This is a genomic window from Delftia sp. K82 (assembly GCF_002193035.1).
In the GTDB taxonomy this organism is placed as follows: domain Bacteria; phylum Pseudomonadota; class Gammaproteobacteria; order Burkholderiales; family Burkholderiaceae_C; genus Comamonas; species Comamonas acidovorans.
On record NZ_MYFL01000004.1, the window covers coordinates 140,318 to 165,899 of the forward strand.

At 67.6% G+C, this 25,582-nt stretch carries 23 protein-coding genes and 1 pseudogene; 13 read left to right on the forward strand and 11 right to left on the reverse strand.

Annotated elements, in window-relative coordinates; all coding sequences use genetic code 11:
- Positions 1–19: 19 nt before the first annotated feature.
- Positions 20–235, reverse strand: a pseudogene (locus KDK82_RS24035) (CoA transferase); the annotation flags it as partial.
- A 126-nt stretch (positions 236–361) separates the two neighbouring features.
- On the opposite strand from KDK82_RS24035, the gene KDK82_RS24040 reads away from it, so the two are divergent.
- Positions 362–1,267: a LysR family transcriptional regulator gene (locus tag KDK82_RS24040; RefSeq protein ID WP_071953945.1), complete on the forward strand. Its 906-nt coding sequence runs from the start codon at positions 362–364 to the stop codon at positions 1,265–1,267.
- Here KDK82_RS24040 and KDK82_RS24045 read toward each other — a convergent pair.
- Both KDK82_RS24045 and KDK82_RS24050 read right to left on the reverse strand, forming a co-directional pair.
- Positions 1,257–2,681, reverse strand: coding sequence for an FAD-binding oxidoreductase (locus KDK82_RS24045; RefSeq protein ID WP_088166433.1), 1,425 nt, complete (start codon positions 2,679–2,681; stop codon positions 1,257–1,259). The two genes, KDK82_RS24040 and KDK82_RS24045, sit on opposite strands and share 11 nt — an antisense overlap.
- Before the next feature lie 82 nt (positions 2,682–2,763).
- The gene (locus tag KDK82_RS24050) at positions 2,764–3,132 is read right to left on the reverse strand and encodes an EF-hand domain-containing protein (RefSeq protein WP_012202005.1); all 369 of its coding nucleotides are present in this window, start codon (positions 3,130–3,132) and stop codon (positions 2,764–2,766) included.
- A gap of 181 nt (positions 3,133–3,313) precedes the next feature.
- Between KDK82_RS24050 and KDK82_RS24055 the strand changes: the two genes are divergently transcribed.
- The 4 genes from KDK82_RS24055 to KDK82_RS32270 all read left to right on the forward strand — a co-directional run bounded on the left by KDK82_RS24055 (position 3,314) and on the right by KDK82_RS32270 (position 6,636).
- The gene (locus KDK82_RS24055; protein WP_013799980.1) at positions 3,314–3,886 is read left to right on the forward strand and encodes a cob(I)yrinic acid a,c-diamide adenosyltransferase; all 573 of its coding nucleotides are present in this window, start codon (positions 3,314–3,316) and stop codon (positions 3,884–3,886) included.
- A 53-nt stretch (positions 3,887–3,939) separates the two neighbouring features.
- Positions 3,940–4,845, forward strand: a complete 906-nt coding sequence (locus KDK82_RS24060) for a LysR substrate-binding domain-containing protein (RefSeq protein ID WP_088166434.1) — start codon at positions 3,940–3,942, stop codon at positions 4,843–4,845.
- A 188-nt stretch (positions 4,846–5,033) separates the two neighbouring features.
- Positions 5,034–5,966 (forward strand): hypothetical protein, encoded by a 933-nt coding sequence (locus KDK82_RS24065; protein ID WP_143343518.1) that lies wholly within the window; start codon positions 5,034–5,036, stop codon positions 5,964–5,966.
- A 49-nt stretch (positions 5,967–6,015) separates the two neighbouring features.
- The gene (locus tag KDK82_RS32270) at positions 6,016–6,636 is read left to right on the forward strand and encodes a hypothetical protein (RefSeq protein ID WP_143343519.1); all 621 of its coding nucleotides are present in this window, start codon (positions 6,016–6,018) and stop codon (positions 6,634–6,636) included.
- A 19-nt stretch (positions 6,637–6,655) separates the two neighbouring features.
- On the opposite strand, the gene KDK82_RS24070 is transcribed toward KDK82_RS32270, so the two are convergent.
- A complete protein-coding gene (locus tag KDK82_RS24070) occupies positions 6,656–7,891 on the reverse strand; it encodes a D-amino acid dehydrogenase (protein ID WP_088166436.1) in 1,236 nt (411 codons plus the stop codon).
- A 222-nt stretch (positions 7,892–8,113) separates the two neighbouring features.
- Between KDK82_RS24070 and KDK82_RS24075 the strand changes: the two genes are divergently transcribed.
- The gene (locus KDK82_RS24075; protein WP_012202010.1) at positions 8,114–8,995 is read left to right on the forward strand and encodes an amino acid ABC transporter substrate-binding protein; all 882 of its coding nucleotides are present in this window, start codon (positions 8,114–8,116) and stop codon (positions 8,993–8,995) included.
- 14 nt (positions 8,996–9,009) lie between these two features.
- Positions 9,010–9,771 (forward strand): aspartate/glutamate racemase family protein, encoded by a 762-nt coding sequence (locus KDK82_RS24080; protein ID WP_088166437.1) that lies wholly within the window; start codon positions 9,010–9,012, stop codon positions 9,769–9,771.
- On the opposite strand, the gene boxA is transcribed toward KDK82_RS24080, so the two are convergent.
- From boxA to KDK82_RS24100, 4 genes are all read right to left on the reverse strand, one after another.
- Positions 9,765–11,084 carry a benzoyl-CoA 2,3-epoxidase subunit BoxA gene (gene boxA / locus KDK82_RS24085; RefSeq protein ID WP_088166438.1) on the reverse strand — a complete coding sequence of 440 codons (1,320 nt, stop codon included), beginning with the start codon at positions 11,082–11,084 and terminating at the stop codon, positions 9,765–9,767. The two genes, KDK82_RS24080 and boxA, sit on opposite strands and share 7 nt — an antisense overlap.
- A gap of 26 nt (positions 11,085–11,110) precedes the next feature.
- Positions 11,111–12,538, reverse strand: coding sequence for a benzoyl-CoA 2,3-epoxidase subunit BoxB (boxB, locus tag KDK82_RS24090; protein WP_047217550.1), 1,428 nt, complete (start codon positions 12,536–12,538; stop codon positions 11,111–11,113).
- 38 nt (positions 12,539–12,576) lie between these two features.
- Positions 12,577–14,247, reverse strand: coding sequence for a 2,3-epoxybenzoyl-CoA dihydrolase (boxC, locus tag KDK82_RS24095; RefSeq protein ID WP_088166439.1), 1,671 nt, complete (start codon positions 14,245–14,247; stop codon positions 12,577–12,579).
- A 194-nt stretch (positions 14,248–14,441) separates the two neighbouring features.
- A complete protein-coding gene (locus KDK82_RS24100) occupies positions 14,442–15,356 on the reverse strand; it encodes a helix-turn-helix transcriptional regulator (protein ID WP_088166440.1) in 915 nt (304 codons plus the stop codon).
- Between the two features lie 174 nt (positions 15,357–15,530).
- On the opposite strand from KDK82_RS24100, the gene KDK82_RS24105 reads away from it, so the two are divergent.
- The 6 genes from KDK82_RS24105 (at position 15,531) to KDK82_RS24130 (ending at position 21,885) form a co-directional block, all read left to right on the forward strand.
- The gene (locus tag KDK82_RS24105) at positions 15,531–17,123 is read left to right on the forward strand and encodes a benzoate-CoA ligase family protein (protein WP_088166441.1); all 1,593 of its coding nucleotides are present in this window, start codon (positions 15,531–15,533) and stop codon (positions 17,121–17,123) included.
- 155 nt (positions 17,124–17,278) lie between these two features.
- Positions 17,279–18,442, forward strand: a complete 1,164-nt coding sequence (locus tag KDK82_RS24110; RefSeq protein WP_013799988.1) for an ABC transporter substrate-binding protein — start codon at positions 17,279–17,281, stop codon at positions 18,440–18,442.
- A 42-nt stretch (positions 18,443–18,484) separates the two neighbouring features.
- Positions 18,485–19,357 (forward strand): branched-chain amino acid ABC transporter permease, encoded by an 873-nt coding sequence (locus KDK82_RS24115; RefSeq protein WP_013799989.1) that lies wholly within the window; start codon positions 18,485–18,487, stop codon positions 19,355–19,357.
- 3 nt (positions 19,358–19,360) lie between these two features.
- Complete coding sequence (locus KDK82_RS24120; RefSeq protein WP_088166442.1) at positions 19,361–20,428, forward strand: branched-chain amino acid ABC transporter permease; 1,068 nt, start codon at positions 19,361–19,363, stop codon at positions 20,426–20,428.
- Positions 20,421–21,179, forward strand: coding sequence for an ABC transporter ATP-binding protein (locus tag KDK82_RS24125; protein ID WP_088166443.1), 759 nt, complete (start codon positions 20,421–20,423; stop codon positions 21,177–21,179). The genes KDK82_RS24120 and KDK82_RS24125 overlap by 8 nt, the downstream gene beginning before the upstream one ends.
- A gap of 4 nt (positions 21,180–21,183) precedes the next feature.
- Complete coding sequence (locus tag KDK82_RS24130) at positions 21,184–21,885, forward strand: ABC transporter ATP-binding protein (protein ID WP_179217981.1); 702 nt, start codon at positions 21,184–21,186, stop codon at positions 21,883–21,885.
- On the opposite strand, the gene KDK82_RS24135 is transcribed toward KDK82_RS24130, so the two are convergent.
- From KDK82_RS24135 to KDK82_RS24145, 3 genes are all read right to left on the reverse strand, one after another.
- Entirely contained in the window at positions 21,886–22,359 is a 474-nt protein-coding gene (locus tag KDK82_RS24135) for a hotdog fold thioesterase (protein ID WP_012202024.1), read from the reverse strand.
- 130 nt (positions 22,360–22,489) lie between these two features.
- The gene (locus KDK82_RS24140) at positions 22,490–24,004 is read right to left on the reverse strand and encodes an acetyl-CoA hydrolase/transferase family protein (protein WP_088166445.1); all 1,515 of its coding nucleotides are present in this window, start codon (positions 24,002–24,004) and stop codon (positions 22,490–22,492) included.
- 207 nt (positions 24,005–24,211) lie between these two features.
- Complete coding sequence (locus KDK82_RS24145; protein WP_012202026.1) at positions 24,212–25,519, reverse strand: solute carrier family 23 protein; 1,308 nt, start codon at positions 25,517–25,519, stop codon at positions 24,212–24,214.
- Between the last annotated feature and the right edge of the window lie 63 nt (positions 25,520–25,582).

The following is a 25,582-nucleotide window of genomic DNA, read 5'->3' on the forward strand; positions in this document are numbered from 1 at the left end:
TGGAAACGAGGCAGGGTCACTTGTTGCGGTTGGCGCTGTTGAAGTAGGAGGTGTTGCGCTGGCCCACGCGCACGCCCCAGTCGCGCGTGTCGTCGCCGCGGCCCGGGTGCTCGACCTTGACGACATCGGCGCCCAGGTCAGCCAGCGCCATGGCGCACATGGGGCCGGCCAGCACGCGCGAAAGATCCAGGACGCGCACGCCGTCCAGCGGCAGGGAAGAGGGGAGAGCACTCATGCGAAACCTTGTCGAACCACGAAAACCGCAACGGGCCAGAGCCCGGGCAGGCACGCATTCTTCATTCGTTTATGGACTTTGACAATCGTGCTAAAAAATGGACATTGTGTGTACTGAGGCTTGACAATGGATCTGGGCGGACTGTCCCTGCTGGTGGACATCATCGAAGCCGGCAACCTGAGCCGGGCCGCCGTGCGCCTGGGCATGAGCCGCGCCAACGTCAGCCACCGGCTCAACCAGTTCGAGCGCCAGATCGGCCAGCAGCTGCTGCGCCGCACCACGCGCCAGGTCGAGCCCACCGAGCTGGGCCTGCGCCTGTACGCGCATGGACGCGCGATACGCCAGGAAGCCATGGCGGCGGACGAGTCGGTGGACAGCCTGGGCCAGAGCCTGCAGGGCACCGTGCGGCTGAGCGTGCCCAGCGGCTACGGCCAGCTGCAGATGTCGGGCTGGCTGACGGAGTTCATGCGCATGCACCCGGGCATCACGCTGGAGGTGATCTTCGACAACGACATCGAGGACCTGATGCAGGGCGCGGTGGACTTCGCCGTGCGCGTGATGACCGAGCCGCCTGAAAGCCTGGTGGCCTGCAAGCTCGGCGACGTGCTCTACGAGGCCTGCGCCACGCCGCAGTTCCTGGCGCAGCATGGCCATCCCGACTCGCTGCTGGCGCTCAAGCGCGTGCCGCTGATCACCTCGGCGCTCACGGGCCAGAAGCTGCGCACGGCGGGCATGAACGGCGCCCGGCCCACCGAGCTGCGCATACGCCCGCGCCTGATGTCGCCCAACTTCCATTTCCTGCGCGATGCCGTGCTGCAGGGCCTGGGCGTGGCCGTGGTGCCGCGCTACATGGTGGCAGCCGAGCTGGCCAGCGGCGCGCTTGAGCGCCTGCCGCTGCCGCCGGGGAGCCTGGACTTTCTGGCCACGCGCCAGTACCTGCTGTACATGCCGTCCCACTACCAGACGCGGGCCATCACCACGCTGATCGACTTCCTGCGCGAGAAGGCCGCGGCGGAAGGACTCAGAGGCTGAAGATCTTGCCGGGGTTCAGGATGTTCTTCGGGTCCAGCGCCTGCTTGATGGAGCGCATCATCTGCACCGCGCCGTCGCCGGCTTCCTCGCGCAGGAAATCCATCTTGTGGATGCCCACGCCATGCTCGCCCGTGCAGGTGCCGCCCAGCGCAATGGAGCGCGACACCAGCTGGTGGTTGAGCTGTTCGGCGCGCGAGCGCTCGTCCTCGTTGTCCGGGTCGATCAGGTAGCCGAAGTGGAAGTTGCCGTCGCCCACGTGGCCGACGAGGAAGTAGGGAATGCCGCTGTCATCGGCCTCGCGCACCGAGTCCAGCAGCGCATCGGCCAGGCGGCTGATGGGCACGCAGGCGTCGGTGGTGATGCAGCGGCAGCCGGGGCGGCTGGAGACAGCCGCGAAATAGGCGTTGTGGCGGGCCGTGAACAATCGCGTGCGGTCCTCGGGACGCTCGGCCCATTCGAAGGCATTGCCGCCGAACTCGCCCGCAATGTCCTGCACCATCTCGGCCTGCTCCTTCACGCCCGTGGGCGAGCCGTGGAACTCCATCAGCAGCATGGGTTCCTCGCGCAGCGTGAGCTTGCTGTAGGCGTTGACCATGCGCACCGAGTTCACGTCCACCAGCTCCACGCGGGCAATCGGCACGCCCATCTGGATGGTCTGGATCACCGTGCGCACGGCGGCCTCGATGCTGGGGAAGGAGCAGATGGCCGCGCTCACGGCCTCGGGCAGCGGGTACAGGCGCACCGTGATCTCGGTGACCACGCCCAGTGTGCCTTCGCTGCCCACGATCAGGCGCGTGAGGTCATAGCCCGCGCTGCTTTTCTTGGCGCGCGTGCCGGTGCGCATCAGCTCGCCGCTGGCCGTGACCAGTTCCAACGCCAGCACGTTCTCGCGCATGGTGCCGTAGCGCACGGCATTGGTGCCGCTGGCGCGCGTGGCGGTCATGCCGCCGATGGAGGCATCTGCGCCGGGATCGATGGGGAAGAAGAAGCCCGTTTCCTTGATGGCATCGTTGAGCTGCTTGCGCGTGATGCCGGGCTGCACGGTGACCGTCAGGTCCTCGGTGTTGACCGAGAGAATGCGGTTCATGCGGCTCAGGTCCAGGCTGATGCCGCCCTCGACGGCCAGCAGATGGCCTTCGAGCGAGGAGCCTGCGCCGTAGGGGATGACCGGCACGGCATGCTGGTCGGCCAGCTTCAGCGCGTCCTGCACGTCCTGCGTGCTTTCGGCAAAGACCACGGCCGCAGGCGGGGGCGCCTGGATGGCGCCCTCGTCGCGGCCGTGCTGTTCGCGCACCGCCAAAGCCGTGGAGCACTGGGCGCCGAAACGCTGGGCCAGGGCTTGGAGGAAGGCTTCGGGGATGGGGCGCTGAGCGAAGTCAGGCTGCAGGCGGACGGGGGCGACAGGGGCGTTCATCGGTGTTCTCCAGGGGGAACTGGAAAGAATACCACCGGCCCTGCCGCCCAACCGTGTGGGTCAGCCGCCAGGCATCCGGGTATCAGCGCGGCTGGACAGCCTTGCTGAATTCATCGCGCGACAGCGATCCGTTCTTGTCGGCATCGATCTGCGCGAAATTGCTGCTCACGGCGGGCAGGGCCTCGGCTTCCTTCTTGCTCAGCTTGCCGTCCCGGTTGGTGTCGGCGCGGTCGAATGCGGCTTGCACGTCGTTGGCGCCGGCCGACGATGGAGTGGGTGCGGCTTGCACACCAGTTGCAGGGCCGCTACCGGCTCCAAAGGAGGCCTGCGAAGGAGGCGCAGCGGGAGTAGATGTCTGCGCCATGGCAGCAACGCTGCCCAGCGAAATGGCCGCGAACAACATCACGCTGCGGATTTCAAAACCAGAGACTTTGCGCAGTTGAGAGGTCATGTGTCGAACTCCTTGTCGAACGTGGAACATGACTGCATTCCACCTGTTGCAGCGCAGCAGGGCCAGCACTTTTGCCGGCTGTTGCCTGCTACAACATTTGCGTGCCGCCTGTAACGCACAATTGGGTGTTGGGCCGTTACGGGTCCGGCTTTCCACCCCCGCACCGCCAAGGAGAACGCCCATGGGCAACCGTTTGACACAGATCGCCACGCGCACCGGAGACGACGGCAGCACGGGCCTGGGCGACAACACGCGCGTCTCCAAGAACAGCGGCCGCCCGCACGCCATGGGCGATGTGGACGAGCTCAATTCCCACATCGGCCTGCTGCTGTGCGAGGCCCTGCCCGACGACGTGCGCGAACTGCTGGTCGATGTGCAGCACCAGCTGTTCAACCTCGGTGGCGAGCTGTCCATTCCCGGCTATGAACTGCTCAAGGACGACGCCCTGCTGCAGCTCGATGAAGCGCTGGCCCACTACAACGCGCAGCTGCCCCGGCTGCAGGAATTCATCCTGCCGGCCGGCAGCCGTGCCGCTGCCCAGGCCCATGTCTGCCGCACCGTGGCACGCCGCGCCGAGCGCATGGTGGTGGCGCTGGAGCAGGGCGAGGCCATGCGGCCCGCGCCGCGCCAGTACCTGAACCGCCTTTCCGACCTGCTGTTCGTGCTGGCGCGCGTGCTCAACCGCATGGATGGCGGCGACGACGTCTACTGGAAGAGCGAGCGGATGGCCCGCGCGCAGTCCGCCGAAGAGTGAACCCGCGCTGATCCTGCGCTAATCCTGCGCTAATCCCGCGTTTAGGACGGCCCATGCGCCTGCGCCACATCGAGGTCTTCAATGCCGTCATGCAGACCGGCAGCGTCAGCGCTGCCGCACGGCTGATCAACATCACCCAGCCGGCCGTCAGCCGCACCCTGCAGCACGCGGAGCTGCAGCTGGGCTTTGCGCTGTTCCAGCGCGCACGCGGGCGGCTCACGCCCACCAATGAGGCGCTGGCGCTGTTCCCCCACATCGAGAAGTTGTTCGAGCAGCTCGACGAGGTCCAGCGCCTGGCCGACAACCTGCGCCATGGCCAGGCGGCGGACCGGCTCACCGTGCTCACCGTCTTCGCGCTCAGCCGCGAGGTGCTGCCGCGCGCCGTGGCCGGTTTTCGGCGCCGCCACCCCCAGGTGCAGGTCCATGTGCAGGCGCTGCACACCCCCCAGGTGGTCTCGGCCCTGCTGCTGCAGGAGGCCGACGTGGGCTTCGTCATCAGCTCCGTGGGCCAGCCCGCGCTGAAGCATGAACTGCTGGCCGAGGTGGACATGTTCTGCGTGCTGCCCAAGGGCCTGCTGCCGCCTTCGCGCGTGCGCGAAGAGGGGATGGAGCTCAAGGACCTGGCCGAGCTGCCCGTGGTCGCGCTTGATGCGCGCGACCCGCTGGGCATGCGCCTGGGCCAGGCCTGCCGCGAGCACGGCGTGGGCCTGTCGCCCGTGGTCACCGTGCAGACTTACCACGCAGCCCTGTCCATGGCCGAGTACGGCCTGGGCGCCGCCATCATGGACGGCTGCACCGCCCTGGCCGCCGACCGCCGCAAGGTCCATGTCGCCCCCCTGCTGCCGCGTATCACGGTGGGTGTGAATGCACTCAGCCTGCCCCAGCGGCCGGGGTCGGTGCTGGCGCGGGCAATGACCGAGGAAATGCGCAAGGCCTTGCGCGAGTTGCTGGCTGGCTGAGGCCGTTCATACAAGCATGCCTGTTGGACTGCAGCTGGTGCGCCAGTTGAGCCACTTCACTGCGCGTGCTCGTCGGCACGAACTATTGCCAAATTCAACTGACTTCGGATGGTTGATTGATTTTTGAATGAGAATTATTCACAATCATTGGCCGGGATCTGACGACGTCAGCGTTGTGAGGGAGGGTCATGCAAAATTCAGAAGCTTCGCGTCCGCGCTGGCAGGTCGTTGCCTGGGCATGTGCGGCCCTTGCCCTTGCCGCAGGGCTGGCGGTTTTCTTTTTTGCCGATCCAGCACCTGAGAGCATCAATGCACAGGTGAGCGCAACCAAGCCACCTGCGCAAGCTTCCGGGCCTGCTGCGCCGGCACCTGAACCTCCCGCTCCACCGGCGATCGCTTCCGTACCGGCGCCCGTGCCGGTGGTGCCCCCCACGACACCTCGAGCCAAGGCCTTTCCTGCCGTCGTCGTGGATGCATCGGCGGAGACTCTGTACAACCGGCTTGCCCGCAGCGAAGTCACGCTGGACCAGGCCGGCGAAGTCGCCAAACTCCACAAGGCATTGGAGCGTTGCTGGATGGTGTCCCTCTACGGGCGCATGGCGCAGTGGGCTTCCCCGGCTTCCGATCCTGAAGGACATGCGATGGCCCAGACGCTGCTGCGTGAGGAAGGGGCCAAGGCGCGGCCCGGCTGCGGTGAGCTTCCCGAGGACGCATACGCCAGGGCAGATGAATGGACCGCCCTGCTAGCGGCCCAGGGCGATCCCCAGAGCATGATGAATTACGGGGGGGCCTACTGGACCCGGGATTTGGAGCATGTGATGAAGGACCCAGAGCGCCTCGACGAATTCCGGCGCACCACCCTGGCCAACCTCAATGCCCTGATCGACCAAGGCTATGTCGATGCACTGATCATGATGGCCTCCATCCGATACAACCCCACATGGGGAGAGCCGCGGCCGGCCGAGGTATGGGCCTACTTATATGCCAATGCCAAAGCCAGCGGCGATGTGTCGTTGCAAGCCAATTTGCTTCAGAGCATAGACCAGCGGGTGCCGCCGGAAGGCCGCCAGCGTGCGACTGATATGGCTCAGGAGCTACTGAGGAGATGCTGTGGTGGCTAGTCAGACAACATCAATCTCACCACGCCTCTCCGAAACGTGGCGCTCACTGGTGATCATCGCGCTTGCCGCACTGCTCATTGCCGCGAGTTGGCGTGGCGTATCCGACACCCAAGAAGATCCGCGCGGTTGGAACGATGCCGATATTGCTAAATTTATCTTGGGGACGGTCAACTCATCGTTGTCGATTGGACAATGGAAGCGTGGAGATACGGTGACCATCTGTCAGGCAGGATCCAGCAGATGCATTTTGGTGGTCTACGCCAACATAATGTCTCACGACGCTTGGCTTAAAGCGCGCGACACCGACTCACGGAATGCGCCGCCCGATGTTTCGCTCTGGGAGCGCTTTCTCAAGTGGTTTTTGGGTCGAGGCGGCGTGCCTTCAACGGTTTCGCTGGAGACGCTTATCGCTGAGTGGGGCGAAGTGCCGACAGGGACGGTCACGGTCGAACCACTCCGGCCTGATGACACCCTGACAAAGTGCACTGGTTGCCATGGTTCGGATTGGCAGCAAATAGCCCAGCGGCCGGCATGGGAGCCGTTGCGAAGTGTGGAGGCCAGCGGTTGGCTTGCCTTGATTGGCGCCGCAGCCATGTCGGTGGATGCTCGACTTGGCTGGTCCAAGGACGACTGGCAACTCGTACGGAGATTGAGTGGCGACATGACATAGGTGGCTGCGGGACCGGGTCCTATAGATCGTCCGTCTCCATCTGCCCCACCAGCCTCTGCGCCGACCCGAAGGCCAGCGTCAGCCCCAGCGCGCCGTGCCCTGTCTGCAGCCACAGGTTGCGCGGACCGCCGCGCTGGCGGCCGGTGAGGGGCAGGCCGGTGGGTGTGGCGGGGCGCATGCCGGTCCAGGGGTGGAGGTCGCCGTCCAGCGGCAGGTCGGCGAAGACCTCCTGCGTGGAGCGGCGCAGGCTGGCGATGCGGCGCGGGTCGGTGCCTGTGTCGTGGCCCACGATCTCCACCATGCCGGCCACGCGCAGGCGTTCGCCGATGCGTGCGAAGACGACCTTGCGTGCGGTGTCGGTGACGCTGACCCGGGGCGCGGCGTGCGGCAGCCGCGCGGCGGCATCGGCGGTGATGCTGTAGCCCTTGAGCGGGTAGACGGGAATGCGCAGGCCCAGCTGGCGCGCGTGGACCGCGCTTTCCCAGCCGCTGGCCAGCACGTAGTGGTCGGCATGCAGCGGCAGCGGGCCTGCGGCGGTGCGCAGGCCGGTGATGGCGTCGCCTTCGCGCTCGAAGCCCTGCAGCTCCACGCCGTAGCGCAGTTCGGCGCCGCGTGCGGTGAGCCGGGCGGCCAGTTGTTCGCACAGCAGGCGGCAGTCGGCTGCGGCCTCGCTGGGCGTGTGTACGGCGCCTGCAATGCGCTGGGCGTAGCGGGCGAGCGCGGGTTCGATGTGCGCCACTTCGGCGGCGTTGACGATGCGCTGCGGCGCGCCACCCAGGCCCGCCTGCAGTGCCACCTGCTGCGCGGCGGCATCCAGCGCCTGCTGGGTGGGGTAGAGCACCAGCTTGCCCGGCGTGTGCAGGTCGCAGGCCAGTGCTTCGTCGGCCTGGAGCGACTCGAAGGCCTGGCGGCTTTCGGCGGCCAGGGCCAGCAGGGCGCGTGTGCCCTCGGCCGAGGCATGGGCATTGCAGGCACCCAGAAAGCGCAGTCCCCAGGCCCATTGCGCGGGGTCGGCGCGCAGGCGGAAGGCCAGCGGCGAATCCTTTTGCAGCAGCAGGCGGGGCAGCATCTTCCAGATGCCGGGATCGGCCAGCGGCTGCACGTAGGAATAGCTCAGCTGCGCGCCATTGCCGCCGCTGGCGCCCTGGGCGGGGCCCGGTGCGCGGTCCAGCACGGTGATGCGGTGGCCGGCCTGCTGCAGCGCCCAGGCCGTTGCCAGGCCGACGATGCCGGCGCCCACGATGCAGACATGCATTGATCGTTTCTCCATGCAGCCGCACTGTAGGCCGCGCGCGGCAGGCCGGGCCATGGCATTTGGCACACGGGCCATGCACGCAGGTTATGGCTGCGGGCCGCTGCCCAGTGCAGGGGGACCGCCCATAACCGGCGGGCATGGACCGGCCCGATATTGTCATTCCTCAAAGGCCGCCGCCCTTCCTACACTGGCCGCACATCCACCAAAGACGAGGAGACAAGCATGCAACTTCACACCACCGCGCTGTGCGCGGCCCTGGCCCTGGGAGGCCTGGCTGCGGCCCATGCCGACACGCTGGCCAAGGTGCGCGACAGCGGCCGCATCACGCTGGCCTACCGCGAGTCCTCCGTGCCCTTCAGCTACCTGGACAACGGCAAGCCCATCGGCATGACGGTGGAGATGTCCCAGGCCGTGGCCGAGGCCGTGAAGAAAGCGGTGAACCGGCCTGATCTCAAGGTGCAGTGGCAGGCAGTGACCTCGCAGAACCGCATGCCGCTGCTGGCCAACGGCACCATCGACCTGGAATGCGGATCGACCACCAACAACACGGTGCGCGGCAAGGAGGTGGCCTTTGCCATCAACCATTTCTACACGGGCACGCGGCTGCTGGTGAAGAAGAGCTCGGGCATCAAAAACTACGCCGACCTCAAGGACAAGACCGTGGCCATCACCACGGGAACCACCAACCTGCAGGTGCTGCGCAAGGCCAATGCCGACAAGGCCTGGGGCATGAACATCGTCATGGCCAAGGACCATGCGGACGGCTTTCTGCTGGTGGAGAACGACCGCGCCGCGGCCTTCGGCATGGACGACATCCTGCTCTTCGGCCTGATCCCCACGGCCAAGAATCCCGGCGACTTCGAGGTGGTGGCCGACTCGCTGCAGGTCGAGCCCTATGCCTGCATGCTGCGCAAGGACGACCCCCAGTTCAAGCAGCTGGTCGATGGCGTGATCGGCGACATGATGAAGTCGGGCGCGTTCGCCAGGCTGTATGACAAGTGGTTCATGCAGCCCATTGCCCCGAGGAACGTGGCCCTGGGCCTGCCGATGAGCGAGCAATTGCAGAAAAACCTGCAGGACCTCAGCGACAAACCCGCTTTTTGATTTCGGATCGCAGCATGCAGCAGCAGATTCAGCCCCCGCGCGCGGTGGGCATTCTCGGGGGCATGGGCCCGGCCGCAGGCGCGGATTTCGTGCGCCTGTTCGTGCAGGCCTGCACGGCGCACCTGCAGCAGCAGGGCCTGCCCGTGCATGACCAGGCCTATCCCGAGCACTGGCTGGTGCAGCTGCCCATGCCCGACCGCAGCGCGGCGCTGCGCGCGGACCCGCAGTCGCCCACGGGGCCGGCCCAGCACCTGCTGCAGGGCGTGGGCCGCATGGCGGCGCTGGGCGTGCGCAGCGTGGCCCTGGCCTGCAACACGGCCCATGCCTGGCATGGGCAGCTGCAGGCGCTGTTTCCGCAGCTGCATGTACTGCATATCGCGCGCCAGGCCGCCCTGCACCTGCAGGCCGGCGGCGCGCAGCAGGCCATCGTGCTGGCCACGCAGGGCACCTATGACAGCGGCCTGTACGACGCGGCACTGGCCGAGTGCGGCATCACCGCGCTGCAGCCCGATGCGCAAGGCCGCGCGCGGCTCATGCAGGGCATCTACGACGGCGTCAAGCAGGGCGACATGGACCTGGCCGCGCGCTGCTTCGGCGAGGTGCTGGCGCCGCTGTTGCAGCGCCATGGCGATGTGCCCGTGATCATGGGCTGCACCGAGATCCCGCTGGCCCTGCCGCAGTCGCCGCTGGTGCGCGGTGCCGAGCTGGTGGATCCGGCCTGGATACTGGCCCAGGCCCTGGCCAGCGATGCGTATGGGCCTGTGGCGATTCAATAAGTCTCCAGATGCAGTCGGCCTTCGCGCTTGAGGCGCGCGCCGACCTGCTCCCAGTCCAGGCCCGATTGCTGCGCCACGTCGCGCAGTGCCAGCACCACGCCTTCCTCCATGCTCTTGAGCCCGCAGACGTAGAAGTGCGCGTTGTCGTCGCGCAGCAGGCCCGCCAGGTCGGCCGCACGTTCGCGCAGCAGATCCTGCACGTAGCGCCGGGGCTGGCCGGCCACGCGCGAGAAGGCCAGGTTGTTGTCGATGAAGTCGCGCGGCAGGCTTTGCAGCGGGCCGAAGTAGGGCAGCTCCTGCGGCGTGCGTGCGCCGAAGAACAGCATGAGCTTGCCGCCCTCGAACCTGCCGCTCTTGCGCAGCCGCCTGCGCCATTCGGTCATGGCGCGCATGGGGGCGCTGCCCGTGCCCGTGCAGATCATCACGATGTGCGAGCGGGGATGGTTGGGCATCAGGAACGACTGGCCAAAGGGGCCTATGACCTGGACCCTGTCGCCGATGCGTGCGTCGCACAGGTAGTTGCTGGCCACGCCGCGCACGGGGCGGCCCTGGTGGTCCTGGGTGACGCGTTTCACGGTCAGCGCCAGGTTGTTGTAGCCGGGCCGCTCGCCATTGCGCGCACTGGCCACCGAGTACTGGCGCGCCACATGCGGGCGGCCCTGGGCATCGGTGCCGGGCGCGATGACGGCGATGGACTGGCCTTCGAGCACGGGGAACGGCTGGCTGCCGAAGTCCAGCACGATGTGGTGGGTCTCGCTGTCGAAGCCCGCCTCCGTGCAGTTGAGGTTGCCGACCACGGTGGCCGTGACGGGGCTCCTGGGGCCATGCAGGTTGGTGTACGGATGGGCGGCCGACCAGGGCGGCACGGTGGCGCCGTAGCTGGCGCTGCGCAACACCTGGGTATCGGCCTGGTCATCGGGCCGGGACGCATCCGCACCGCGCGTGGCGGCCGCTGTGATCACGGCCTGGGCCTGGCTCAGGTCCTCGGCGGCGGGTGCGTCCACTGTGGCCTGTGCCTGGACCAGCGCCTCAGGCGGCAGCTCCTCGGGCAGCTCGTCCCAGAGCAACTGCTCGGCCACGGGATAGGCGCTCGCCAGCGGCACCTTGCGCCAGTTGTCGATGGCGCCCGTGGGGCAGGGCGAGACGCAGTCCATGCAGCCGTTGCACTGCTCGGCCAGGACCACGTAGTTGCGGTCATCGTGCGTGATGGCGCCCACGGGGCAGGTGGCCTCGCAGGTGTTGCAGCGAATGCAGATCTCCGGGTCGATCAGGTGCTGCGTGAGGATGCCGTGTTTTACCAAGGCGACTGTCATGGGCGACTCCCTGCTGGCGCGGCGCTTCAGTTGAAGCGCACGTATTCGAAATCCACGGGCTGGCGGTTGATGCCCATGACCGGCGGCGCGATCCAGCCCGCGAACTGGCCCGGCTCCACGCAGCGGCCCATGAGCGAGGCGACGAAGGCGCGGTCGGCGTCCGTGGGCAGCCATTCGGCCTCGCGCATGCGCCATTCCTGCTCGCTGACCACGCGGCCGTCGGGGCTCATGCGCACGCCGGCCAGCGCGCCGATCTGGCGGTTGAAGGCCTTGTGCGGCACGGTGAGTCGGAAATCGATGCCGGCCTTTTCCATGACCTTGTTCCAGCGGCCCACGCCCGCGTTGGAGTCCTTGATGTAGTCGTCGCGCAGCACCTCGTTGAGCGCGTTGAGCATGGGTACTTCCTTTTCCTGCAGCCTGCCGTCCACGACCTCCAGCACCTTGTAGTGCTGGTCGTGCAGGCGGTGGTCGTCCGCGCGCTTGCCTTCCTCGTAGCGGCCCTTGAGGCCGCTGCTGTAGAAGGTGGCGGCATTGCTGGACTGGTCGGCGCCGAACAGGTCGATGGTCACGCTGTAGTGGAAGTTCAGGTAGCGCTGCAGCGTGGGCAGGTCGATCACGCCGGCCGCGCGCAGGCGGCCCACGTCGTCGGTGCGCAGTTCGTTCATGACCTGGCAGGTGCGCTGCAGCACGCGCGAGACGCCGGACTCGCCCACGAACATGTGGTGGGCCTCCTCGGTCAGCATGAACTTGGTGGTGCGCGCCAGCGGGTCGAAGGCGCTTTCGGCCAGCGCGGCCAGCTGGAACTTGCCGTCGCGGTCGGTGAAGTAGGTGAACATGAAGAAGGACAGCCAGTCGGGCGTCTTCTCGTTGAAGGCGCCCAGGATGCGCGGGTTGTTCTCGTCGCCGGACTGGCGCTCCAGCAGGGCCTCGGCCTCCTCGCGGCCGTCGCGGCCGAAATGCTTGTGCAGCAGGTAGACCATGGCCCACAGGTGGCGGCCTTCCTCCACGTTGACCTGGAACAGGTTGCGCAGGTCGTACATGGACGGCGCGGTCAGGCCCAGGTGGCGCTGCTGCTCCACCGAGGCGGGCTCGGTATCGCCCTGGGTGACAATGATGCGGCGCAGGTTGGCGCGGTGCTCGCCGGGCACGTCCTGCCAGGCCTTCTCGCCCGCGTGGTCGCCGAAGTGCACCTTGCGGTCGGCCTCGGCCGGGTTCAGGAAGATGCCCCAGCGGTAGTCGCGCATCTTCACGTGGCCGAACTGGGCCCAGCCCTGCGGGTCCACGCTGATGGCGGTGCGCAGGTAGACGTCGTAGTCGGTGGAGCCTTCGGGGCCCACGTCGCCCCACCAGTTCAGGAAGTTGGGCTGCCAGCTCTCCAGCGCGCGCTGCAGGGTGCGGTCTTCGCCGAGGTTGACGTTGTTGGGGATCTTCTCGCTGTAGTTGATGGCGCTCATGGTGGGGTCTCCGTGGATGTTTCGGGGCGTGCCTGCGGTCAGACGCGGTTGAAGTCGAAGCCGGCCTTCTGGCCCGTGCCGTAGAGCTTGAGAGCGCCCTTGTCGCCCACGGCATTGGGGCGGTTGAAGATCCAGTTCTGCCAGGCCGACAGGCGCCCGAAGATGCGCGTGACCATGTTCTCGCGGCTGGCAAAGCGCAGGTTGGCCTCCAGGCCCGTGAGCGCATCGGGCGACATGGCGGCGCGCTCTTCCATGGCGATGCGGATCTCGTCGTCCCAGTCGATGTCGTCGGGCGCGGCCGTGACCAGCCCCAGGGCCAGGGCCTGATCGCCGTCCAGCGCGCGGCCCGTGGCGGCGCGCGCGGCCTCCAGCGGCGCGGCTTCCTCGTAGAAGCGGCGCTGCAGGCGCGACTGGTCGTTGACCAGGGGCAGCAGGCCGAAATTGAATTCGTCCAGCTGGATGCGCGGGGCGCGCTCGGTGTCATCGGGCAGCACCAGCATGTAGGCGCGGTCGGCCGCGAAGGCCAGCTCGGCCAGCATGCCCACGAAGCAGGAGCCGGGCTCGATCAGCGCGAACAGCGTGCGCGAGGACACATCCAGCCGCGCAAAGCTGCGGCGCAGCAGGCCCAGCGTCTCGCGCGCCAGCCAGTGGTCCTGGTGGGCCAGCAGGGCTGCGTCTGCGGCCAGCACGGCGGCGGCATCGCCTTCGGTCTTGAGCAGCCAGGTGCCCACGTCCAGCTCGTTGGTGCGCAGGTGCAGGATGGCGTCGTCCAGCTCGCGGCCCATGGCCAGCGGCCACCAGGCGTCGCCGGCCTGCTCGATGGCTTCGAGGGTGGCGGGCTGCGGGCCTTGTCCAAGCGTGGGCGCCTTCACGGTCAGCGTGGCGCTGCGGCGCGCGCGGTCGATCTGCACGCTGACATGGCGGTAGTGCAGCGCGTCGTCCGTGGCCTCGCGTTCCAGGTGCGTGAGGGTGATGCCCTGTGCGTTGGCGGGGCGCGTGCTGCCTTCGGCCAGGCGCTGCGCGCGCTCGGCCACCACGGCCTCGAACTGCGCGGGCTTGGCCACGGCATCGACCAGGCGCCAGTCCACGGCGCGCTGGCCGCGCACGCCTTCGACGCTGGTGCAGAAGATGTCGGCCAGGTCATGGCGCACATGGCGCTTGTCGGTCACGCGCGTGAGGCCGCCCGTGCCGGGCAGCACGCCCAGCAGCGGCACCTCGGGCAGGGAGACGGAGGAGGAGCGGTCGTCGATCAGCACGATGTCGTCGCAGGCCAGGGCCAGCTCGTAGCCGCCGCCTGCGCAGGCGCCGTTGACGGCGGCCAGGAACTTCAGGCCCGAGTGGCGCGAGCTGTCCTCGATGCCGTTGCGCGTCTCGTTCGTGAACTTGCAGAAGTTCACCTTCCAGGCATGGCTGGACACGCCCAGCATGAAGATGTTGGCGCCCGAGCAGAAGATGCGGTCGCGCCCGCTGGTGACGATGACGGTGCGCACCTGCGGATGCTCGAAGCGGATGCGGTTGAGCGCGTCGTGCAGCTCGATGTCCACGCCCAGGTCGTAGCTGTTGAGCTTGAGCTTGTAGCCGGGCCGTATGCCGCCGTCCTCGGCAATGTTCAGCTGCATGCGGGCGATGGCGCCCTCGACGGTGAACGACCAGTGGCGGTACTGGGCGGGCTCGGTGCGGTAATCGACAGTGGGGCTGGACGGGTGCATGGACGGCCTCTTGGATGAAAAATAGTGCAGTCGCAGATACGGTGCAGGCACAATTATGCAGATTCATTCAGGAAATGCACGCAGCAACACGCACGATAGTGCGTGTTTTGTCGATATCCAGGGTAAACACCAGCCAGCACAGGCGAAAAAAATCCAGGCCTGGGGCCTGGATGCCGTGGGTTGCTGCCGTCGTCTCAGCGTGCGGGCAGGAACAGTGCCTTCAACTGATCGAAGCTCTGCTCCAGCGTCTGCCCGCTGGTATCCACCACATGGTCGGCCTTGGCGTAGAAGCCGGCGCGGCCTTCGAGGATGCTGCGCAGATCGTCCATGGCCTCGGGATTGGCGGCCATGGGGCGGGTGTCGCCCTGGGCCACGACGCGGGCCATGTGCTCCTCGGGCTGGGCCTTGAGCCAGACCGTGGTGCAGTGCGACAGCAGCTCGTTGAAGGTGGCCGGGTCGGAGACGATGCCGCCCGGCGTGGCGATGACCACGTCGCTGTAGATCTGCACGGCTTCCTCCAGCGCACGGCGCTCGTAGCGGCGGTAGGCGTTGGCACCGTACAGGTCGTGGATGGCGCGCACGCTGCAGCCCGCAATGCGCTCGATTTCCTGGTTGAGTTCGAGGAAGGGCACGCCCAGCTGCTCGGCCAGCATGCGGCCCAGCGTGGACTTGCCCGCGCCGCGCAGTCCGATCAGGGCAATGCGCGTGTGGCGCTGGCGGTCGCTGGGCGCCGTGCCCAGCAGCTCGCCTGCGGCCAGGCGCACGCGGCGCAGATCCTCTTCATCGCGGCCTTCCAGCAGTTCGCGGATCAGCAGCCATTCGGCGCTGGTGGTGGTCACGTCGCCCAGCAGCTCGGCCATGGAGCATTGCAGGGCCTGTGCAATATGGTGCAGGACCAGCACCGACACATTGCCCGTGCCGTATTCGAGGTTGGCCAGGTGGCGCTCCGAGACATCGGCCGCCGCCGCCAGGGCGCGCCGCGTCATGCCCCGGCGCGAGCGCAGGTTGCGCACACGCTCGCCCAGCGCCTGCAGCACCTGGTTCCTGGGGGCTTCTGAGAGGGAATCCGCCGCCCCGGCGGACTGGGCTGCCGTCTCGAACTGGTCCATAGAGTTTCCTTGAAGAGGGCGTGAATGATAAACAGTCGGGGTTAACACCAGCCATGCAATATAGTGCTTGACGCTCGATGGCGTTCTAACTATCTTTCTGATGCACGCACAATATTGCATGTTGTGCGGAAGATCACAAGTCGGGCTGGATGCCCGATGTCGAAGGAGACCCCGATGATCGACTTCACCCAGCCCTTCAATTTCGCCGCGCACCTGTTCGCGCTCAATGAGGGGCGGCCCGGCAAGATCGCCTACATCGACGACCACGGCACGCTGAGCTACGGCCAGCTGCAGCAGCAGGCGCAGCGCATGGCCAGCGGCCTGCTGGCGGCGGGCATCCACCGCGAAGAGCGCGTGCTGCTGCTCATGCACGACCGCCATGAATGGGCCGTGGCCTTTCTGGGCGCGCTGTATGCGGGCGTGGTGCCGGTGGCGGTGAACACCTTGCTCACGGCCGACGACTACGCCTACATGCTGGGCCACAGCCGCGCCCAGGCCGTGCTGACCTGCGATGCGCTGCTGCCCCTGCTGCGCCAGGCGCTGGACCGGGCGCCCAACGAGGTGCGCCATGTCTGGGTGGCCGGCGACGAAGCGGCGGCGCGCGCAGCAGGCTTTGCGCCGCTGCAGCCCTGGCTGGCGGCGCAGCCGCCGCTGCCCGCACCGGCGCCCACGCTGGGCGATGACCCGGGCTTCTGGCTGTATTCCTCGGGCTCCACGGGCAAGCCCAAGGGCGCGGTCCACACGCATGCCAATCCGTACTGGACGGCGCAGCTGTATGGCACGCCGGTGCTGGGTCTGGGCGAGGGCGATATCTGCTTTTCCGCCGCCAAGCTCTACTTCGCCTACGGCCTGGGCAATGCCCTGAGCTTTCCGCTGAGCGTGGGCGCCACCGTGCTGCTGATGGCCGAGCGGCCCACGCCCGAGGCCACCTTCGCGCGCTGGGTGCAGCACCGGCCCACGGTGTTCTTCGGCGCGCCCACGGGCTTTGCGGGCATGCTGGCCTCGCCCCTGCTGCCCGCGCGCGAGCAGGTCAGCCTGCGCATGTGCTCCTCGGCCGGCGAGGCGCTGCCGGCCGAGATCGCCCAGCGCTTCAAGGCGCATTTCGGCGCCGACATCGTGGACGGCATCGGCTCCACCGAGATGCTGCACATCTTCCTGTCCAACCGGCCCGGCGACATCCGCTACGGCACCACGGGCAAGCCCGTGGACGGCTACCGCGTGGAGCTGCGCGGCGAGGACGGCCGCCCCGTGGCCGATGGCGAGGTGGGCGACCTGTTCATCCAGGGCCCCAGCGCCGCCCTCATGTACTGGGGCAACCGCGACAAGACGCGCGAGACCTTCCAGGGCGGCTGGCTCAAGAGCGGCGACAAGTACGTGCGCGACGCCGATGGCTACTACACCTACGCCGGGCGCAGCGACGACATGCTCAAGGTCAGCGGCATCTATGTCTCGCCCTTCGAGGTCGAGGCCACGCTGATGCAGCACCCGGCCGTGCTGGAGGCCGCCGTGATCGGCAAGACCGATGCCGACGGCCTGCTCAAGACCAAGTCCTTCGTCGTGCTCAAGGACGGCTGCAGCGCCACCGAGGCCGAACTCAAGGCCTTCGTGAAGCAGCGCCTGGCTGCCTACAAGTACCCGCGCTTCATCGAGTTCGTGGACGAACTTCCCAAGACCGCCACCGGAAAGATCCAGCGCTTTCGCCTGCGTGAACGCGAGGCCAGTACACCCCCTGAGCCGCTACGCGGCTTCCCCCTCTCTACTCGCTGAGCGAGGGAGGGGGACGACACCCTCGGTGCGGGGCGGCCCTTCCTCGGTGTCCCTCGCTTTGGGACGCGCCAGTTTCAAGGGGCGTGGCAGTGCCATGGAGAACCGAAATGAATTGTGTGAGCAAGACCCGACCCATCGACCACAAGGAGACACGCATGAACACCGATCGCAAACACTGGGCCGTCCTCGCCCTGACGGCCTCCCTGTCCTGCGGCGCATATGCGCAGGACAGGATCAAGGTCGGCTTCATGCTGCCTTACAGCGGCACCTATGCGGCGCTGGGCTCGGCCATAGAAAACGGCTTTCGCATGTTCGTGAACGAGCAGGGCGGCAGGCTGGGCGGGCGCGAGATCGAGTTCTTCAAGGTCGATGACGAGTCCGATCCGGCCAAGGCCACGGACAACGTCAACCGCCTGATCAAGCGCGACAAGGTCGATGTGCTGGTGGGCACCGTGCATTCGGGCGTGGCCATGGCCATGGCGCGCGCGGCCAAGGAAAGCGGCACCGTGCTCATCGTGCCCAATGCGGGCGCCGATGCGGTCACGGGCGCCATGTGCGCGCCCAACATCTTCCGCTCGTCCTTCTCCAACTGGCAGTCCTCCTATCCCATGGGCGTGGTGGCGGCCAGGCAGGAAGGCAGGAAAACCGCCATGACCATCACCTGGAAATACGCGGCCGGCGAGGAGATGACCAATGCCTTCAAGGAAGGCTTCGAGAAGGAGGGCGGCAAGGTCAGCAAGCAGCTCACCGTGCCCTTTCCCAACGTGGAGTTCCAGGCCCTGCTGACCGAGATCGCGGCCGCCAGGCCCGATGCGGTGTTTGCCTTCTTCGCGGGCGCGGGCGCCGTCAAGTTCGTCAAGGATTACCACGCGGCCGGCCTGCACAAGACCATCCCGCTGTACGGCTCGGGCTTTCTGACCGACGGCACGCTGGAGGCCCAGGGCGAGGCCGCCCAGGGGGTGCTGACCACGCTGCACTACGCCGACGAGCTGGGCACGGAGCGCGACCGGCGCTTTCGCTCCGCCTATGCCCAGGCCTACAAGCTGATGCCCGATGTGTATGCCGTGCAGGGCTACGACGCCGCCCAGATGCTGGGCGTGGGCCTGAAGGCGGCGGGCGGCGACATCGCGAAGAAGGCCGAGTTCCGCCAGGCCATCGAGAAGGCCACCATCCCCAGCCCGCGCGGCGACTTCACCATCAGCAAGTCGCACAACCCCGTGCAGGACATGTACCTGCGCAAGGTCGTGGGCAAGGAGAACCAGCGCATGGGCGTGGCCATCAAGGCCCTGGGCGATACCGGCCGCGGCTGCCGCATGTGAGGCGCGGGGCGCACTCATATACGGACGCATACGGACATCGCCATGGACCTTGCCACCTTTCTCGTGCAGTGCCTGAACGCCGTCCAGTACGGGCTGCTGCTGTTCCTGCTGGCCTCGGGCCTGACGCTGATCTTCGGGATCATGGGCGTGATCAACCTGGCCCATGGCAGCTTCTACATGATCGGCGCCTACATGGCCTTTGCGCTGTCCCCGCTGCTGGGCCAGCACTTCATCACCATGCTGCTGGCGGGCGTGGCGCTGACCGTGGTGCTGGGCTATGCGCTGGAGTGGGCCTTCTTCAGCTACCTCTACGAGCGCGAGCACCTGCAGCAGGTGCTGATGACCTTCGGGCTGATCCTGGTGTTCGAGGAGCTGCGCTCGCTGCTGGCGGGCAACGACGTGCATGGCGTGCCGCTGCCCGGCTGGCTGTCGGGCAGCTTCTCGCTGGGCGGGCTCATGAGCTATCCGTGGTACCGGCTGTTCGCCTCGGGCGTGTGCCTGCTGGTGGCGCTGGCGCTGTACTGGGTGGTCAACCGCACGCGCCTGGGAATGATGGTGCGCGCGGGCGCCAGCAACCGCGACATGGTGCGCGGCCTGGGCATCGACGTGAAGCGCCTGTACCGCATCGTCTTCGCCATCGGCGTGGCGCTGGCGGCACTGGCGGGCATGATCGCCGCGCCCATGAGTTCGGTCTATCCGGGCATGGGCGGCAACGTGCTCATCATCTGCTTCGTGGTGGTGGTGATCGGCGGCATCGGCTCGATCACGGGCGCGCTGCTGGCCTCGCTGCTGGTGGGCTTTGTCGATACCTTCGGCAAGCTGTTTTTCCAGGAGCTCAGCGGCATGAGCGTCTACCTGCTGATGGCGGTGGTGCTGGTGTGGCGGCCCCAGGGCCTGATGGGGCAAAGGAGCTGAACAATGGCCGTATCCAATCCTTCTCCGGCCCTGCTGGCGGCCGCCGTGCAGCCCGCAGAGATGCCGCAGCGCGCCTGCCGATGGCAGGCCTGCGCCGTGCCGCTGGCCTGCGTGGCGCTGCTGGCGCTGGCCGGCCCCTGGTGGTCGGACTATCTGTCGGGCCTGGTGGTCAAGACCATGATCCTGGCCATCTTCGCGCTCAGCCTGCAGCTGCTGGTGGGCGGCACGGGCCTGGTGAGCCTGGGGCATGCGGCCTTCATGGGCCTGGGCGCCTATGCCGCCGTGCTGTCCGCAGGCAACGAGGGCGGCAGCCTGCCGGCCATGCTGGGCTGGGCGCTGCTGGCCTCGGGCGGCTATGCGCTGCTGGTGGGCCTGCTGAGCCTGCGCACGCGCGGCATCTACTTCATCATGGTGACGCTGGCCTTCGCACAGATGGCCTACTTCGTGGTCCACGACACGGGCATCGGCGGCGGCAGCGATGGCATCTACCTGATGGCCCGGCCCGCGCTGGGCGCCATCGACATGGAAATCCCGCGCGTGCAGTACTACGTGGTGCTGGCCGCCCTGGTGCTGGTCTATGCCTTCCTGGCCGGGCTGCGCCAGTCGCGCTTCGGCGCGGCGCTGGCGGGCATACGCGTCAACGAACAGCGCATGCGTGCAGCCGGCTTCACCACCTACGGGTACAAGCTCGCGGCCTTCGTGCTGGCCGGCATGCTGGCCGGCGTGGCGGGCTTTTTGCTGGCGGTGCGCGATGCCGTGGTCAACCCCGAGCTGCTGTCCTGGCACCACTCGGGTGAGGTGCTGCTGATGGTCATCCTCGGCGGCCTGGGCTCGCTGCGCGGCGCCGTGCTCGGCACGGTGGCCTTCATCGCGCTCAAGGAGGTGCTGTCCACGCATGCCATCGTCGGCCCCATGGCCGATCACTGGCAGCTGAGCCTGGGCCTGGCCATCATCGTGCTCGTGGCCCTGCTGCCGAAAGGACTGATGGGGCTGATCGGGCTGGCGGGCCTTGCACGGCAACGCCCTGGAGTGCACAACGAGGCCCGCCACAAGGAGGCCGGACATGGCTGATGCGGCACTGCTTTCGGTGCGCGGCCTCACGCGCCGCTTCGGCGGGCTCACGGCCGTGGGCGGCGTGGACCTGGATCTGCACGAGGGCGAGGTCCATGCCGTGATCGGCACCAACGGCGCGGGCAAGTCCACCCTGGTCAACATGCTCTCGGGCGAGCTGGCGGCCAGCGCGGGGCGCATTGCGCTCGCGGGCCAGGACGTCACGCGCATGCCCCAGCCCCGGCGTGCGCGTGCCGGCGTGGGCCGCAGCTACCAGCGCACCACCATCTTTCCCGAGTTCTCGGCGCTGGAGAACTGCCGGCTCGCGGCCCAGGCGCAGATGGCGCTCAGGCCCTGGCAACTGGGCCTGTCCGCACAGCGCTGCGCGGCCAGCCTGCGCCAGGCCCATGCGGCCCTGGAGCGTGCGGGCCTGGCCGGGCAGGCCCAGGCCGTGGCCGGCACGCTGAGCCACGGCGCCAAGCGCCAGCTTGAAGTGGCCATGTGCCTGGCCACCGGCCCGCGCGTGCTGCTGCTGGACGAACCGCTGGCCGGCATGGGCGCCGAGGAGACCGAGCGCATGCTGGCCCTGCTGCAGGAGCTCAAGCGCGGCCATGCGGTACTGCTGGTCGAGCACGACATGGACGCCGTGTTCCGCATCGCCGACCGCATCACCGTGATGGTCAACGGCAGCGTGGTGGCCACGGGCACGCCCGCGCAGATCCGTGTCGATCCGGTCGTGCGTACAGCCTACTTGGGAGAAGACCATGACTGAGCCCATGTTCGCCATCGACGAGCTGCATACCTACTACGGCGACAGTCACATCCTGCAGGGCGTGAGCCTGGCGCTGGGCGCGGGCCAGGCCGTGGGCCTGCTGGGGCGCAACGGCATGGGCAAGACCACGCTGATCCGCACGCTCATGGGCTATGTGCCCGCGCGCCGTGGCCGCCTGCGCGCCGATGGCCGCGACTGCACGGGCGCGCCGCCCGAACGCATGGCGCGGCTGGGCATTGGCTATGTGCCAGAGGGGCGCGGCATCTTCCCCAACCTCAGCGTACGCGAGAACCTGGTCATGAGCGCCCGCCCCGGCCTGCAGGGAGAGCGCCACTGGACGCTGGAGCGCGTGCTCGACACCTTCCCCCGGCTCGCGGAGCGCCTGGCCAACGGCGGCGACCAGCTCTCTGGCGGCGAGCAGCAGATGCTGTCCATAGGCCGCGCGCTGATGACACACCCGCGCCTGCTCATCCTCGACGAAGCCACCGAAGGCCTGGCCCCCCTGGTCGTCGCCGAAATCTGGCGCGTGATCGCCGCCATCCGCAGCACCGGCATCTCCACCCTGATCGTGGACCGCGACTACAAAAATGTCCTGGCCCACACCGACCGCGCCGTGGTCATGGCCAAGGGCCGGCTGGCACTGCAGGCCGACTCGCGGAAACTGCTGGCGCAGCCGGAGCGCCTGTCGGAGTTGCTGGGGGTTTGATCAGGGCTGTGCCGCCACCGGCGGCTGCGCGGCAAGCTTGACGTTTTGGGCGTGGGTCGGCGGCAGCAGCGCCATGGTCAGGCTGCAGGTGCAGGTCAGGCGGCCGGTTTCGTCGTGCAGTTCGATGGCCCAGACATGGGTGGTCTGGCCCAGGTGCACGGGGCGGGCCGTGCCCGTGACCCAGCCCTGGCGCGCGGCGCGCACATGGTTGGCCGAGACGTTCAGGCCCACGCTGCGCCAGCCTTCGGGGATGGAGCAGGCCGCGGCCACCGAGCCCAGGGTCTCGGCCAGCACCACGTTCACGCCGCCGTGCAGGATGCCGTAGGGCTGGCAGGTGCGCTGGTCCACGTGCACGCGGCCGCGCAGGAAGTCGTCACCGATCTCGGTGAACTCGATGCCCAGGTGCGAGACGGCCGTGTCGGCGCTCAGCGAGGTGATGTCTTCAAGGGTGAAGCTGCGCTTCCAGATCGGCATGGGAGAAGTCCTGTGGGTGCAACGAAAAAGACGGCCCCGGGGGCCGTCCTTGCATGCTACGCCAGTCCAGGCAGCCATGCCGATGGCTGCCTGTAGCCCAGGAGACTGCGCGCTGGCGCGCTTGCGCGGTTCAGGCGCGCATGTCGCCCGTTTCGACAAAGCGCTGGTGCCAGCTCAGCGCTTCGCCCAGGATGTGCGGCGTGTGCAGCGCGCCCTGGCGCTGGGCGCGGTCGAAGTAGTCCTGCAGCTGGGGACGGAAGTCGGGATGGGCGCAGCGGTCGATGATGACCTGGGCGCGCTTGCGCGGCGACAGGCCGCGCAGGTCGGCCAGGCCTTGCTCGGTGACGATGATCTGCGTGTCGTGCTCGGTATGGTCCACGTGCGAGCACATGGGCACGATGCAGCTGATCTTGCCGCCCTTGGCCACCGAGGGCGTGACGAAGAAGGACAGGTAGCCGTTGCGCGCGAAATCGCCCGAGCCGCCGATGCCGTTCATCATCCCCGTGCCCATGACGTGGGTGGAGTTGATGTTGCCGTAGATGTCGGCCTCGATCATGGAGTTCATGGCGATCACGCCCAGGCGGCGCACCAGCTCGGGGTGGTTGCTGATCTCCTGGGGGCGCAGGATGATGCGCTCGCGGTAGAAGTCGATGTTCTCCTCGAAGTCCCTGTAGGCGCTGCCGGACAGCGAGATCGAGGTGGCCGAGGCCTTGCTCATCTTGCCCGCGCGCAGCAGGTCCAGCATGCCGTCCTGCAGCACCTCGGTGAAGCCCAGCAGGTTCTCGAACGGCCCCGTCAGCAGGCCGGCCAGCACGGCGTTGGCCACGTTGCCCACGCCCGACTGGATGGGCAGCATCTCCTTGGGCAGGCGGCCCATCTTCATCTCGTGCGCGAGGAAGTCGATGATGGACGCGGCGATCAGGTTGGAGTTGGCGTCGGGCTGGGCGAAGACGTTGTCGCGGTCGCCCTTGTGGGTTTCGACCACGGCGACCACCTTGGCCGGGTCCACGCGCAGGTAGGGCTCGCCGATGCGGTCATCGGCATGGGTCAGGGCAATGGGCACGCGGCGCGGCGGGATGGCCGTGCCGTAGTAGATGTCGTGCATGCCTTCCATCTTGGCCGGCGGCTTGGTGTTGACCTCCAGGATCACCTTGTCGGCGATCTCCAGCCAGGTCTTGTTGTTGCCCACGGCGGTGGAGGGGATGAGGCGTCCGTCCTCGGTCACGCCCAGCACCTCGACCACGGCCACGCTCATGGGGCCCAGGAAGCCGAACCACGCATGCTGGGCCACGTGGGACAGGTGCATGTCGATGAAGTCGATCTCGCCGGCATTGATCCTGGCGCGGCAGGTCGGGTCGGTGTTGAAGGGCAGGCGCTGGCCTAGTGCGCCGGCCTCGGCCAGGGCGCCGTCCATCTCGGCGGCCGTGGAGGCGCCGGTCCAGACATTGATCTTGTAGGGCCGGCCGGCCGCGTGTTCGCTCTTGGCGTGCTGGGCGATGGCCTGGGGCAGGGCCTTGGGGTAGCCCGCGCCCGTGAATCCGCTCATGCCGACGTTGACGCCGTGGGGGATCAGGGCGGCGGCCTGCTCGGCCGTCATGGTGCGCGAAAGGAATTCTGGGAAACGTACGCGGTCTGCGAGGGACATCTATGGCTCCGGCTGACGGCTCGCGCCAGCCGGCAGGGTGCCGCAGCGCTGGCTTGCAAGCCTAAAAAAAACCGCCCCATGCAAGAACGCAAGGGCGGTATATCTCCGGAAACCGATGGTAGCAGCGCTGGCAGCGGACCTCGGGTTTCCCCGTAAAGGCCCTGCCGCGCAGTCAAAGGTTCAAGGTATGTTTGCTTGCGCTCACATTCAATGAATCAGCGGCTGATCGTCGCGTGCGTGATCCAGCAGCGCGTACAGGATGATGGCGCCGAAAGTCGCGGTCCCGATGCCGCCCAGCGCGAAGTCGCCGAACTTGAGCGTGAAGTCGCCCGTGCCCAGGATCAGGGTGATGGCCGCCACGATCAGGTTCTTGTTCTGCGAGAAGTCCACGCGGTTGTCCACCCAGATCTTGGCGCCGGCCACGGCGATCAGGCCGAACACCACGATGGACACGCCGCCCATCACGGGCAGCGGGATCGCCTGGATCAGCGCGCCGAACTTGGGCGAGAAGCCCAGCAGCACGGCCAGGACGGCGGCCACGAAGAACACGGCCGTCGAGTAGATGCGCGTGGCGGCCATCACGCCGATGTTCTCGGCATAGGTGGTCACGCCGGTACCGCCGGCCGCGCCGCTGACCATGGTGGCCACGCCGTCGCCGATGAAGGCCCGGCCCATGTACTGGTCCAGGTTCTTGCCCGTCATGGCGGTCACGGCCTTGATGTGGCCCAGGTTCTCGGCCACCAGGATGATGACCACGGGCACGATGAGCACCATGGCCGGGCCGCTGAACACGGGCGCGTGGAACTGGGGCAGGCCGAACCAGGCGGCATTGATCACGCCCGACAGGTCCACGGGCTTGCCCATGCCCAGCACATTGGTGAACAGGCCGTACAGCAGGCTGGCGGCGATCAGGCCCACCAGGATCAGCAGGCGCTGCACCATGCCGCGCGTGAACACGGCCACCAGGCCCACGCAGACGAAGGTCAGGGCCTGCATCCACGACTCGAAGTTGTTGGCCGCCATGTTCTTGACGGGGATGGCCGCCAGGTTCAGCCCGATCACGGCCACCACGGCGCCCGTGACCACGGGCGGCATGAAGCGCTCGATCCAGCGCGTGCCCACCATCTGCACCACCAGGCCGATCAGCGCATAGACCGCGCCGCAGGCAATGATGCCGCCCAGCGCCACGCCGATGTTGCCGTTGGCGCCCTTGCCGCCATAGGCCGTGGCTGCGATCACCACGCCGATGAAGGCAAAGGACGAGCCCAGGTAGCTGGGCACCTTGCCGCCCGTGATCAGGAAGAAGATCAGCGTGCCGATGCCGCTCATGAGCACGGCCACGTTGGGATCGAACCCCATGAGGATGGGCGCCAGCACGGTGGAGCCGAACATGGCGATCACGTGCTGTATGCCCATCAGCCCGGTCTGTGGCCAGGGCAGGCGCTCATCGGGGCCGATCACGCCTCCCCGTTGCAGCTGGTTGGCGGATTTTTCCGTCCATTGGAAAAGGCCCATGTGGCATCGCTCCTTGTAAAAAATTGGCGCGATATTAGAGGCATTTGTTTTCTGGCAGGTGGG